This window comes from Candidatus Nitrosotalea okcheonensis, assembly GCF_900177045.1.
In the GTDB taxonomy this organism is placed as follows: domain Archaea; phylum Thermoproteota; class Nitrososphaeria; order Nitrososphaerales; family Nitrosopumilaceae; genus Nitrosotalea; species Nitrosotalea okcheonensis.
In genome coordinates this window covers 1910827-1924156 of the sequence record NZ_LT841358.1, presented here as the reverse complement: position 1 = coordinate 1924156, position 13330 = coordinate 1910827, and the positions used below count along the sequence as shown (strand labels likewise).

The 13330-nt window shown below is 37.2% G+C and carries 13 protein-coding genes; 4 read left to right on the top strand and 9 right to left on the bottom strand.

From position 1 onward, the window contains the following. Positions 1-86 precede the first annotated feature (86 nt). Positions 87-746, top strand: a complete 660-nt coding sequence (locus tag BQ3481_RS11270; RefSeq protein ID WP_157928348.1) for a hypothetical protein — start codon at positions 87-89, stop codon at positions 744-746. Between the two features lie 51 nt (positions 747-797). Then, complete coding sequence (locus BQ3481_RS11265; protein WP_157928347.1) at positions 798-1703, top strand: DNA-methyltransferase; 906 nt, start codon at positions 798-800, stop codon at positions 1701-1703. A gap of 102 nt (positions 1704-1805) precedes the next feature. Here BQ3481_RS11265 and BQ3481_RS11260 read toward each other — a convergent pair whose 3' ends face one another. From BQ3481_RS11260 to BQ3481_RS11250, 3 genes are all read right to left on the bottom strand, one after another. Beyond that, on the bottom strand, positions 1806-2486 hold the full coding sequence (locus BQ3481_RS11260; RefSeq protein WP_157928346.1) for a hypothetical protein: 681 nt from the start codon (positions 2484-2486) through the stop codon (positions 1806-1808). Positions 2487-2683: 197 nt separating this feature from the next. After that, complete coding sequence (locus BQ3481_RS11255; RefSeq protein ID WP_162287768.1) at positions 2684-4150, bottom strand: HNH endonuclease; 1467 nt, start codon at positions 4148-4150, stop codon at positions 2684-2686. A gap of 38 nt (positions 4151-4188) precedes the next feature. After that, a complete protein-coding gene (locus tag BQ3481_RS11250; protein ID WP_157928344.1) occupies positions 4189-4647 on the bottom strand; it encodes a RusA family crossover junction endodeoxyribonuclease in 459 nt (152 codons plus the stop codon). 180 nt (positions 4648-4827) lie between these two features. Here BQ3481_RS11250 and BQ3481_RS11245 point away from each other — a divergent pair, with 180 nt between their 5' ends. Then, positions 4828-7506: a UvrD-helicase domain-containing protein gene (locus BQ3481_RS11245; RefSeq protein ID WP_157928343.1), complete on the top strand. Its 2679-nt coding sequence runs from the start codon at positions 4828-4830 to the stop codon at positions 7504-7506. Between the two features lie 104 nt (positions 7507-7610). Here the strand turns inward: BQ3481_RS11245 and BQ3481_RS11240 are convergent, their stop codons facing one another. The 5 genes from BQ3481_RS11240 to BQ3481_RS11220 all read right to left on the bottom strand — a co-directional run bounded on the left by BQ3481_RS11240 (position 7611) and on the right by BQ3481_RS11220 (position 11521). Beyond that, positions 7611-8555 carry a PEFG-CTERM sorting domain-containing protein gene (locus tag BQ3481_RS11240; RefSeq protein ID WP_157928342.1) on the bottom strand — a complete coding sequence of 315 codons (945 nt, stop codon included), beginning with the start codon at positions 8553-8555 and terminating at the stop codon, positions 7611-7613. A gap of 79 nt (positions 8556-8634) precedes the next feature. Beyond that, positions 8635-8988: a winged helix-turn-helix domain-containing protein gene (locus BQ3481_RS11235; protein ID WP_157928341.1), complete on the bottom strand. Its 354-nt coding sequence runs from the start codon at positions 8986-8988 to the stop codon at positions 8635-8637. 43 nt (positions 8989-9031) lie between these two features. Beyond that, positions 9032-9316 (bottom strand): hypothetical protein, encoded by a 285-nt coding sequence (locus BQ3481_RS11230; protein ID WP_157928340.1) that lies wholly within the window; start codon positions 9314-9316, stop codon positions 9032-9034. A gap of 1 nt (position 9317) precedes the next feature. Then, a complete protein-coding gene (dcm, locus tag BQ3481_RS11225; protein ID WP_394336737.1) occupies positions 9318-10304 on the bottom strand; it encodes a DNA (cytosine-5-)-methyltransferase in 987 nt (328 codons plus the stop codon). A gap of 101 nt (positions 10305-10405) precedes the next feature. Then, positions 10406-11521 (bottom strand): hypothetical protein, encoded by a 1116-nt coding sequence (locus tag BQ3481_RS11220; protein ID WP_157928339.1) that lies wholly within the window; start codon positions 11519-11521, stop codon positions 10406-10408. A 73-nt stretch (positions 11522-11594) separates the two neighbouring features. Here BQ3481_RS11220 and BQ3481_RS11215 point away from each other — a divergent pair, with 73 nt between their 5' ends. Then, a complete protein-coding gene (locus BQ3481_RS11215; protein WP_157928338.1) occupies positions 11595-11999 on the top strand; it encodes a very short patch repair endonuclease in 405 nt (134 codons plus the stop codon). 114 nt (positions 12000-12113) lie between these two features. Here the strand turns inward: BQ3481_RS11215 and BQ3481_RS11210 are convergent, their stop codons facing one another. Beyond that, on the bottom strand, positions 12114-13121 hold the full coding sequence (locus BQ3481_RS11210) for a site-specific DNA-methyltransferase (RefSeq protein ID WP_157928337.1): 1008 nt from the start codon (positions 13119-13121) through the stop codon (positions 12114-12116). Between the last annotated feature and the right edge of the window lie 209 nt (positions 13122-13330).

The following is a 13330-nucleotide window of genomic DNA, read 5'->3' as shown; positions in this document are numbered from 1 at the left end:
GGTTTGATCCCATCTAGTTCAAAATAGTGGTTAAATCTCTCATTATTTGAAAAGGTTAAGTTCATTCTGCACAGTGTATTGTACTGATGCTATCACCACAAGAAGAAGGCTTAGAAATCCTAAAAGTTCTTGATCAATATTTTCCTAAGAGATTTGAGGGAAAAGATTCTATCCAATGGTTACATAGATTCAGTAATCACAAAAAACAGGACGAATGGGCAGCATTCTTCTTTCAAGATTATTCTTTTCCTTTATTAACTAAATTTTTAGGAGGGTGGAAAGGACCAAGAATAACAAATAGTTCAAGATTTGATTATCAGCGTGAATATGCCTGGGATTTAAAATTAAAAGCAAATCACAATGTCAAAGGTAAACCATTGGATTGGGCCCCCCTTAATGACATAAGATCAACTGAACGTGTCATAGGCCAAGAATCAGGAATTGGCCTTGTAATAGCAAATGTCGATTTCACCTATGATAAAGATGGATCTCTTAGAAAGTGGAGAAACAAGTTGGAAGGCTCAAAGCGTACAGGTGGCAAAGGAACTCATGTACTAAAAAAGGCAGGAAATGTCACAGATCTTAAGGCTGTATTCATACCAAATATGAGAGAGATTAAAAATGCAATCACAGATGGTTGGATAGGAATATTCAAACAAGGTAAAAATTCTAACGGAAAGCCTAGGGAACCAAAATATCAGATCAAAATATCTAGTGTGCCGTCAAAATTTATTATAAACTTGTGAGAGTAAAAACATAATAACCTTGATCCGAGATGAACATCGGAGTGTTTCCAGATGAAATTCATTAATCAAATAATTCAAGGAGACAACCTTGAGACTTTATCCAAGATGGAAGAGAATTCTGTTAATCTTACTATCACATCTCCACCATATAGAAATGCAATAGACTATGGTATGCATGTAAAACATGGTAGTAATGAACCTGGAAAGAATTATCGAGGAAAGTTATCTCTCTCCTTAGAGAAATACATCCAAGATATGGGTGAAATTTTTGACGCAGTAAAGAGAGTTACTGTGGATGGCGGTTATTGTTGTATAGTAATAGGAAATGAAATTAACAAGGGAACATTAGAGCCACTACCAGCTTTATTAACAGCTGAGTTAGTCAGGCGGGGTTGGAATTTACATGAAGAAATTGTATGGCATAAGGTAACAGGAGGCGCAAATAGAGCTGGAAGTTTTGTACAACATCCCTATCCATCATATTTCCGAGCCAACATAATGCATGAAAAAATTCTTGTCATGAGAAAAGGGAAAAATAAGTTAAGAAGAGAGATTGGTTACGCATTTAAAAATCTAAACCCAATTTTGTGGAAAGAAATAGCAAATTCTGTCTGGCATATTGCTCCAGTACCACCGGGATATTTGGATCATCCATGTCCATATCCAGAAGAGATTCCCTTTAGACTAATTCATCTTTATAGCTATCGTGGTGATGTAGTATTAGATCCATTCAATGGTAGTGGTCAAACTACAAAATTGGCTAACCTATATGGACGGAAATTCATTGGAATTGATATTCATAAAAAGTATGTCAAACTTGCAAAAGAGAGACTGAAAGAACCACCAAACTTGAGGCATGAATCATTAATGTTAGAATTTGATGAGGATTGTGAAGAGATGGTACCAAAATGGAATAAAGTCAAGACGTGGGCACAGCCGCTTGATGAATACAAATAGAGACTCAAAAGACAAATAAGTAAGTAGATTAGATAATAAAATAATTCCTAGAGATAAGTCGATAACACGCAAGCATCACTATGCTTAAGTGTTCATAACTTGTTATCGGCCATCTTTTCTAGTTATTTTATTATCTTCTACTAGTTTAATTTGTGATGCCGTTTTAGATGAGATTTTGTCAGTCTTAATATATATTTCAGATATTCCAATCGAACTACCAGTTTTTTTAACATAACCAAGTTTTTCCAGAACATCCAATGCTGCTTTTATTGGTTGACGATTTTCCACTATATGAAATGGAAGTTTATCGTTGAAGTATGCTTTGTTGAATGGTTCAATAGGAAGATTATCTAACACTACTCGTAATTTTGAATCTTTATCAGCAATTTTTCCTAAGGTAATTCTATATACTTTTTGACTTGGCCCAACAGCATATGCAATAAAATCATCTTCTTTATTTTTGAAATAAAGATATTTTCCTTTTACTCCTCTAATGGTTTTCGCTGCCTCGGTTTGGTGGAACTTTGCATATCCACTGGGTACAGAAGCATATATCAGAGAAAAATCCTCCACTGGTTTTTTACCAGAACCAATTAATTCCAAATATAAAACACCATCTCGTCCTATCTTTAACAAAAGTTTCTTATCTTGACTATTTCTTGATGTCAATTCTTGCCCTTCAATCTTTAAAACATAATTTCGAAAATTAGTAATTTCAATGTCATCCTTAGGTACAGCCATGCTCATCATGTTCCCTTTGCGTGCATCAAGTGCTAATGTCATGGTCTTATTACAACCAGTAAATATTTAAGCTTTTGCCAGCATTGCCCAGCATCAAAATTATGATCCATGCTTGGAACACAGATTCCTACACATAACCTTTGAAGGGATTGCCAAATGAATCTGGATTCGGTTGAAATGAAGATAACTTGAGATTAGTAGAAATTACCAGTAACATCTTGCATACATCTAAAAAATTATTATAAACTAAGTTTAATTCGATGCGGTATTCCGTTTAGTTTGAAAATAATTTCATCCATAGTGCGTTTGATTATTTCTGTATTACCAAGATCAAATTCTCTGTGGTGGTTGGGACATAGGATCATAATGTTGCTTGAAGTTTCTGGCCCGAATTTACTTTTTTTATCAATATGAGCCCCCTCAGCATAGAATTTGCCATTTTTCTGTCTAAAGGTATGCCCACATATTTGGCATTTAAAATCACGTAATATTTTTAGTTGTACAATGGTCTTGTTGTCTCTTTTACATTTCCTGCCTCGTACTTCAATCATCTGAGGTGTTTGTGGGCTCACATCTCTCAGTTCTTTTCTAATTTCATCCTTGGTTTTGTTTAGTTCAATTGATTCAAGATAGGACTGTTCCATCTCATCAGTTTGTGTATCATCAGATTCGTATTTTTTGCCAGTAATGTATTCAAAAGTTCTAGATAACTTTTCTATCTCATCTCTTACAAAATGATCGATTATGGCAACATGGTAAGCAGAATTGAGATTTTTTTTATGTATTGTCTTCTGAAGTGTATTGAAAAGTATTTTTTCTGCTACACTCCAGACTTTCTCAAATTCATTTCTATAGATTTTCCTTGGATTTTTTTTATGCTCAGGAATTACAACTACTGAATCATTTGATGAATCATAAGACATCTTGAATGGTTTTTTTCGTTTCAAGGTCTCAAGAGTCAGTGATGGTGATTTTTGTATAAGAGCCCAAAACTCTTCAAATTTCATTCCAGTTTTTGCAACAGAAAACTCTTTTTCATCACCAGAAAGACGAGAGCTAGATTGTGTCTTATTTGTAACAGTTCTATTTTCTGTTTGAATTGAGGGGTTGTTAGGAAGATTTCCTCCCTCTGTCAATGTTTTGATTTGGTGTACTTGTTTTACAAAATCGGCAAGGTTTGAAACTAGTTGCTTATCATCCAATTCAGATATGATGATAACTCTTTTTCTTGGATCTGCAGTTCCTTTTACAAATCCCCATTTCCCATGGCCAGAAAAGTGTTTTTCAAAGTCAGATTGCCCTATTGCATTTTTGCCACCACTTATTTTTCCAGAATGTACAAGGTAGGTTTTTCCAGCCTCATCCGTCACAAAAGCACTTGCTACGGACCAGTTATTTCCTGATGGTGGTAAATTAATTTCACAGATTATTTTATAAAAAAATTCTGTATCAAATTCCCGTTCATTTTTTTCTGTTATCCCAAATACATTCACATATCTACGATACGGCGCACCTGGAGTTTCATGATGGGCATACCAGAATCCATGTTTTGAAAAGTCATATACAGTATGAGAATAATCATCAGGATATTTGGTATTACCAACTTCCATAGGAAAATGTCCATCAGATTTTGATTCTAATATCTTAGAGAATTTTTGCTGAAGAGCAAGGATTTGCTTTGCATCCTCTACTACAGTAAGAACCATCATTCTATTTTCAACGCCGGATTATTGAACTTTGTATACTAGGCATTATCTTGTTTAGGTTTTTTATTACCCCATTTGTAGAGTGAAATGTCAAGTCCTTGATCAGAATCTATCTTAACAAATTTTTTAATTAAATGCAATTCATGAATATCTACATCATCGTGCATTAATCCAAGACCATTTTTTTCTTGTTTTACCTTATCTTGATCCGAGAGATAATCAGTTAAAACATCTGATACAATTTTTGTCATATTATCCAAGTCTTTTTCATGTTTTCCCCGAACCAGTGTATTTGCATTGAGATAATAGATAACTTTTACAGAAAACAGATTTTGTTTATAGTCATTTCTTATCTTTTTTATCTTGTCTGAATTAATTTGTTCTTTTATCCTATCTCGAAGAGTAATTTTTCTTTCAATAGTGTCATCATTATCTGTAAGAGGTTCGAAATCTCGTATACTAAAGTTTACAATGTTTTTCTTAAATCGAAACTCCATCACAATATGTTGTCATACCTAGATTTAACCAATCAGACTGTCTTTATCTCCAATCCCGTTTTTTTTTTTCAATAAAATCTTTTAGTTGTTTAAAATCCATGATCTGTCCGTAGTGTATCACAAATAGAAAAAGGGATCTGCATTTAATATCCTCAACGCCTCTACAAAAACTGAAGATTTTTGAGCATTCAGCCCTCACAAGAACAAGAAAAAATAATAAAATTTGACAATAATGCAATAGTAGTTTCAAATCCAGGAACTGGAAAGACTACCACATTATCATGGAAGGTAATGAGGCTCCTTGAAACCGGCGTAAATCCTGAGAATATCTTGTGTATCACATTTACAGAAAAGGCAAAGAAGGAAATGTTTGAAAAGATATTCGAGATGGCAAAAGGCAAGTTTCCAGATTCTGAGATAATGAAGCTTAACATACATACGTTTCATGGTTTTGCATTCAACTATCTTGTTGATGCAGGGCTGATTACAAGAGAAATAACAGGAAATAACGCCATGAGGTATGCCATACTTGAGAGTTATGAAAATAACAAGGCATTCAATTATACCAAGGACTATCTTATTTCTGAAATCGTACCCAAGTCAGAAAACGCCCTGAGATACATCAAGAGCTTTGGCATAACCCACGACAAGATAAATGTCAAAAAAACTTCTGATATCATAGAAAAAACATACGATGAAACTAAAAGTACTTACACGCTTGACGAGATGCTGGCATTTTTGAAATATTTTGTTTCTGCATACAAGGACTATGAGGAATCAAAGCTTGGTGCAGTAGATTATTCTGACATGTTGCTGATATTCATAGAAAAATTCCGCGGAAAAAAATTCCAGTATGTTCTAGTTGACGAAATGCAAGACATGAATGAGCTTGAAGCCAAGATTGTGGAAATGGTAGGAGAGAACATATTTCTTGTAGGTGATGCAAAACAGGCAATATTTGGATTCCAGGGAGGATCTGTAAAAAACTTTGAAAGGTTTATGAAAACTTGTCAGCCTATGCTTCTTTCAACAAACAGGAGAAGTACACAGCAGATACTTGATTATTCAAAGACAAATTTTCTTCAAAGGACTTCAAATAAAAAGGACTTTGCAGAACAACTTGAAACTTTTAATTCCATCAAGGAAGCAGGTGAGCATCCAAAGATAATATCCACAAGGGCACACCTGACACAGATTCAAAAAATAATAGAAGAGAACAAGGAAAAGACTGTTGCAATCATAACCAGAACAAACTCACAGATTGTAGAAATATCCCAGTTTCTTGATTCCTGCAATATACAATATTCCTCAACTACATCCCAGGCAACAACTGAGATGGCTAAAGGTGAGATAATCAGCTATCTTCGAGGCATGATCTCAGACAGGGTAGAATACAAGATATCTGCAACATTTACGATATTTTCCCCTTTTACCCTCAAAGAGGCGTTTGAGATTTCAGAGTCACATAAGAGAAAACGAAGTAGTGACAATCTAGAAAAAATCAAGTCATTTGGCATATCGCTCAAAAGAGAAGATATTGACAAGACGTTTGACGATATAATCTACCCTTTGTGTGTCTCCAAAGGAGCCGAGTGGTTTTCTACAGCAATTACAATCAAGCAACAGGTAGATGAATACCTGTCCCTTCCTACTCCCACAATAGACGGACTCTTTGACTTTATTGCCATAGCCGAAGAGTCTTACACAGAAAGAAACATTGATTCAAAAATAACGCTTACAACAGTACACAAGGCAAAAGGGAGAGACTTTGATGTTGTAGTATATCTTCCAAAGTCTAGTGCGTCAAGGACAAGTTTTATCGATGTCATTGTACAGGCAATACTAGAATCCAGTGGTATTGACATAAAAAAAGAACTTGTAGAGGAATCATTGAGAATTGATTTTGTCGCATTTACAAGAGCCAAGGAGAAATTAATTATTATAACTGATGACAAGGACAAAGCAAAATACTATGTCGAAAATTTGTCTGAAATTGAGATTGATTCTAATGCAGAAAATGCTATTGCAACTAAAATTGACAGCAGGTTGTCAGAGGCATTTTCGTTGTTTATTGCAGGAAGATTTGATGATTCAAAAAAACTGCTAAAGCAAGAAGACGGGTGGCTTGAACAGTTTATAATTAATTATTTTAAAAGCATTACACATCTTTCTTATTCCAGCGTTACAACAAAACCATACGAATTTCTTCTCAGAAATATAATTAAAATGCCATTTGTCTCTAATGCTGCAGAATTTGGAAGCACTGTACATAATGCAATGCAGAGTATTTTAGAAAATCAAACAAAGCTTGAGGATTACAAGGATGATGTGAGAAAGGCAGTTGAAAATGGGCTCAATGCAATAGACGATCTAAAAAAGCAATACCCTGGACTACATTATGTATCATCTGAAGAAACATGTGATATGCCTTTACGATCTATGATTGAATATGACGATGACCGGCTGATTTTCACAGGTAGAATAGATGCAATTTTTCAGCATGATGACGGGTATCTGATTGTAGACTACAAAACGGACAGAAATTCTGACAAGGCATCTGAGCACAAGAGGCAACTATCAGTATATAGAAAAATGTATTCAAAATTAAAAAACATTCCAGAAGAGAAGATCAAGATCATCATCATCTTTCTAGCACTTAGAGGCAGCGTAAACACGGGTAAATTTGATAGACTGGTAGAAAAGGAAAAAAGAAATGCGTTTCCCACGTTTGAAGAACATCTAAGAAAGGTACTCGAGTGGAAGCAGGACCCAAGTAAATTCGTCCAAGACTTGTTTGATGACTCACATGATGATTTGTTGTACCAGGCCATCAAGGGAAAACTATTGCATTCTACATGATGAGAGAATCTAATGAGTTAATTTTGGAATTTCTAATTATGTAATACATCGATTCAGTTTTGTATGAAAGTTTGAAATTGTTTGTCAGGTACAGAGAGTAGAATCTAGTATTTTGGAATGAATCGCAATTCCGTCTTTGATGATATTGCAATTATTGATACGATTGCAATGACAAGAACGGCTGCTGCAACTGTGCCAAACTCCGGAATTGCAAATGTTCCTACTACCTCAATCTGTGATGTTCCGCTGGTGAAAGGAATTGAAAGTGTCCTGTCAGTTGTCGTAGTACTGGTTTGATCGAAGGTGGACTCCTGTCCGTCATTCATTACTACGAACGGGGCATCTGTGTTTCCATTCTTTGCATCAATAAGGCCTCTTGGGAGTGTCATTGTAAGTACTCCGTCACCTGTTGTCTGTATTGATACGACAAGTGATTTTGAGTTTGTATCAATTTTCATTCCGATAACCTTGCCGTTTGTAATGCTGTATGTAACTGAAAAGTCGGTACCGTCAACCTTCATTGTTGGTCCTGAGGGTCCTCCTCCTGCAGAGCCTGCAAACTGGAAGGTTGTCTGGGCCGTTCTATCCGGACCGCCAAACTGCACTTTTATGGTATATGCACCTGCGGCCTGCCAGAGTGCGCCGGTAGCCGTTATTGATGTTGAAAAAGTCTTGTCTGAACCAAGATTGACCTGATCAACTTTTACAAGGTTTCCTATTGGACTGATTATTATGACAGTAATTGGAGTATCGGTAATGTAATCCTGCGTACTTCCAGATATTGCAATCTTGTCTCCGTCATTGTATGAAGTCTTGTCGGTTGTAACTGTGATTGCACCTGATGAAGAGGAACTCATCATGGTATTTGTTGACGAGGAACTCGTCATTGTATTTGCTGACGATGTAGTTGTTGTATTTCCAGATGTGGCTGTAGAATTTGCCATTACTTGATTCTGTTGTACTGCATATGGAGAAGCAAAAGCGGGACCGATACCGACAGCACTGATCATAATTGCAAATAATACAAATCCGCCCAATCGTTTATTCAATATCTTTTTTCTTGTTCCCGGGCATTTATCAGTTTTAATGGAATTTAGTTGAGCATGGGATCTATTATTGTACCCGTCACTAGTCATTTTTTCTGTCTACAAAGTCGGAGAATTCCTGAAACTTTTTCAGATAGGTTATTTTTATTTTGTTTTTGCCTTCCTTGAGAACCGTGCTTCCCCTGGGAGTTATTTTGAATGGTTTTCTTGGAGGACTTTCTACAAGTCCTGCCTTTTTCAGGTAGAACTTGGCCCAGTGGATTCGGTTATGAAACAGGGTCTCACTTCCGCTTGGTTTCATTTTATTTTTTTCCTCCTCGGAAAGTCCAAAGATTTTTGCAAGATGGTTTTCCGCCTCGTCCATGACATGTGGTTTACCGTCAGCTAGAAATTCCAAAAGCGGACGCATGATAGTTTCAAGATCAGGAATAGCCATCACAGAAATCAAAGACAGTGATGTTAATAAACAAAAATTTTATCTACAGTTCAGGATATGGTTTTGTGTCAGGAGATTCAAGTTCGTACACTCCCTGCTTTTTCCTTGTAACAGTTATCCTGTCCCCTTCCATGAACCTGAATTTTTCATAGAGCTGCCCTGTCATAATGTCGTCCTTGTGATTTACTTTCATATCATAGATTTTGCCGTCAAACTTTAGCTTGAAGACCTGTAGTGACTCTGGAAAAAATTCCCTGCCTTCTTTTTGTATGTGCCAGTATCGGTGTCTTGCCTCCGGACGTGAAAGCGTCTTCAGATATTTTTCCATGTCAAGTATAATCCGCTATTGTGATTCTTCTTTTTTTACTCTGGACACATTCAACAACAGACTTTGCAATCTCTTCAACAAGCGGAACCACCAGCGCATTTCCAAACTGTCTATAGGCCTGCGAGTCGGAGACAACAATCTTGAATGATTCCGGAAAACCCATTAGTCTTGCACATTCACGGGGAGTAAGCCTTCTTGGAACGGGATTATTTTTCTGTGGAATCAGAACTTCCGACCCATCCTTGTAGTATCTTGCACTCAGTGTTCTGGAAATACCATCAAGATTGGTCATGCCATATCCGAATCCGTTTCCCTTTGCCTTGCTGTTTGCAGCATGCCTCTGAAGTGCGTTCCACACTCCCTTGGTCAGAGTGTATTTCTTGTCCACCTTGCTTTCCAGAATATCATGCATAATGAGTTTTCTATCAGGAATTTCTGGAAATGAAAATTCTGTCGGCTCTGAAAAACCTACAATAAATATTCTTTCCCTGTGCTGTGGAACAACAACTTTTGCATCCATTATTTTGTAATGAACATCATAACCAAGATGGTCCCGCAGCGTCTTCAGTATTATCTTCAGGGTCTTTCCCTTGTCATGACTCTGGAGGTTCTTTACATTTTCAAGAAGAAACGCCTTGGGCCTCTTTGCTTTTAGAATTCTTGCAATATCAAAAAACAATGTGCCCTGTGTTTCATCCTCAAATCCATGCGGCCTGTTGAGGCTCTGCTTCTTGGATACTCCGGCAATTGAAAACGGCTGGCATGGAAACCCTCCTGCAAGTATGTCATGATCAGGAATATCATTTTCGTTTATGTTTGTAATATCTCCCTCCGGCACTTCCCCGAAGTTTGCTTCATAGGTCTGCTGGGAGAACTTGTTCCATTCCGAGGAAAAGACGCACCTTCCGCCGGCTCTTTCAAATGCAAGCCTCATTCCCCCTATTCCTGCAAAAAGATCAATGAATGTAAACGCGTCCTTTTTCACAATCTATCTTAACCTCCGGGATGTTATCAAGTGTTTCAAGCTACACCATGTCACCATTAGTTTGATTTATTTAAAATTTTTAGTTGGAATCAAGATCAGGCCGGTCATTTTTGAAGGGATGATCGGTAATCATCGGATATCATCTTCATGGCCCTTGTTCTTGATGAGACCTTTTTCAGGTTTTCTTCAGAAAATGTCTGGTCTGTAAGATCTGCAAACTCTCCATATGGGAGTTTGACGGTGCTGGTCGTGCTTCCAAACATTCCAGATCCTCCGCCTATTGCATTCCATGAGGCCGCCATGATTACTCCCGAGAGTGTCATGCATTTCCATTTTACAAGATTCCTTTCCTTCCCATCCTTGCCATCCTCGACTTCCCTTACTACATAGAATGCATTGGCATCATTAGGCGAACAGATCCTTTCAAGACATGAAATCCTGCCCGAGTCTATTCCAAAATAGTGTTCCCTTATCTGATCCCCCTTTTTGTATTTCTCAAACACGGGGGACTTCTCCTTCAGTTCTACTGGAAATACAGAATTGTCTTGCGTTGATATGATAAAACTGTCCACATCATAAGGATCATCCGTTGAAACCTTTATGACGGATTTCAGAAACCCGGTGTAAAATATTTCCTTCAATACAAATGCCTCAAGTTTTTCCGTAGGAATTTTTGAAAGCTTGGAGATGATCTGTTCATTGCTGTCCCACTTCTGCGATTCCTGCGGCCTGCGCGGCCTCATTCCTCCCCTCCATTTTGAAAAGAATTTTCCTGCATCCAGTAGAACAAATGATGTTCCATTCAGAATGAAAAGATTCCATTTTAGAGAATCAAATCCATCACCGTCAAGCTTGGAGAAGTCAAGATGTCCGTCAGCAGTATGTGGAACTGCATAGATTACACCGAAGGATGAGCTGTCAAGAAATCGTGCAATCTTGTTGAAGATTTCCTTCTTTGATCCCAGTAACGAATCGACGTTCTTTCCCGCACCTGATGCATCCTCAATTCTGTTGTGGATAAAAACTGCATATCGTGCCCTGTGTGATTCGTGTGATTTCGGGCTAATCACCCAGCATCCTGGATAAAAATTTCCGGAATATTTTTTTAAAAATCCGTTCTCAAACTCGTTTTCAAAAGACAGTTGTGCCAGAAGTCCCTTGGCCTTGTTGACAGGAAACCATTTCTTGAAAAAACTAATGTAATTATCCTGCCCTGCCATGTAGGACTACTGTGGATAGCATAGAAAAAGTTGCCGCCAATTACCACATTCACGGGCTTGCAGTTGATGAGAAATGACAGACGTGTTTACTCCAGAGAAGCGTTCCTGGGTGATGTCAAGAATACGCGGATCCAATACCAAGATAGATCTTGCAATGAAGAAGGCCCTCTCAGACATGGGCGTAAAGTTTGAAATGTATCCAAAAATGTTTGGCAGTCCTGATTTCATAATCCCAGCAGAAAAAATTGCAATATTTTGTGACGGAGATTTTTGGCATGGCTGCAGATATCACGACCAAAAGAAGCCTGCAAAGAAATTCTGGCAAGACAAGATAGAAGGAAACATGGCCAGAGATAGAAGGGTTTCAAGAAAACTCAGACGTGATGGATGGTCGGTTCTAAGGTTTTGGGAGCATGACATAATGAAAAACCCGGAGAAATACAAGAGACGAATCATCAGACATTTGGACAAGGGTTAGGATTACAGTTCTCAGTTCATATTTTTTACAAATCCAACGATTTCAAAAAAATTAATTATGTAGAATATGAGGCTAGACAAAATTCTGGCGCATGAAAAACCTTAGAAAAATACATCATGTTTTTACTGTCATGATTTTTTCTGTTTCTTTTCTTTTTTCCATTCGCTTTTTTGTAATCTCACAGGCAGTCTTGCTCACATCTATCCCAATCCATTTTCTTCCCAAGTTGTCCGCAGCCTCTAGAGTAGTGCCACTGCCACAGAAGGGATCAAGTACTACATCCTTTTCATTTGATGAGATGTGTATCAGCCTCTCAAGAAGCTTTATGGGTTTTTGTGTGGGGTACATTGTTGATTCAGCCTTGGAGGATCTGACTGGTTTTATATCATCCCAGATATCCTGTAGTTGAATTCCTTTCATGTCATCCAGATATCTTTTTAGTAGCGGCATATTTCCCGGTTTGGTCTGTACAATTTTTCCCATTCGGTATAATTCATCCATTCTTTTCTTAGAAAATCTCCAATGTCGTGTTATTCCCAAGAATGTATAGTAGGGATCACCCTTTGCTGCCCCTCCCGGACCACCAAGATCTCCATGTGCATAATTTCTTCCAGTTTCTTCTTCCAAGTGTCTGTATGCCTTTCTGACATATTCTTCAGAGTATTTCTGATAAATGGGATTCCAAGTAGGATTATCCCCTTTGGAATAGTATAATATCGAATCATGTATTCTTCCAAAAATTCTGGCACCCTGTTTTGTGTCATTATGAGAATTATGTCTTTTCCAGATTATTTCGTTTCTAAAATTTGAATAACCAAAGATAGAATCAAGATTCACCTTGAGATAGTGCGAGATGTGCCAATCACAATGGACATAGATTGTTCCATTTTTCTTTAGAACCCTGTGACATTCAGAAATTATCTTTTGCATAAAATCAAGATACTGTCCAATACCTCCTTCCCAACTATCATCAAATGAACGAATTTCTCCTTGGACGGTTGTCTTCTGATGACTTCTTTTTGAGAAAAATGGAGGATCTAGATAAATAAGATCTATTGAAGCACTATGAAGTTTTCTTAATGCCACAGTAGAATCTTCACAAATGATTTGATTAGAGTTCATTGATGGATTTCTATATTTTTCTAATTAAGTCCAGGACCAAAAATATGTCATAAAATAGGTCAATTCACCTACACTTACAGTAGCCATCAGTGACATATGGGGATTTACAGATTTTGAGGAAGAGAACACTTAATGACAAAACGGGAAGAAATTCAATCCATTTTATGAGAGCGGTTTTAATACGCACATGGATGATAGGGTTAAAAAAC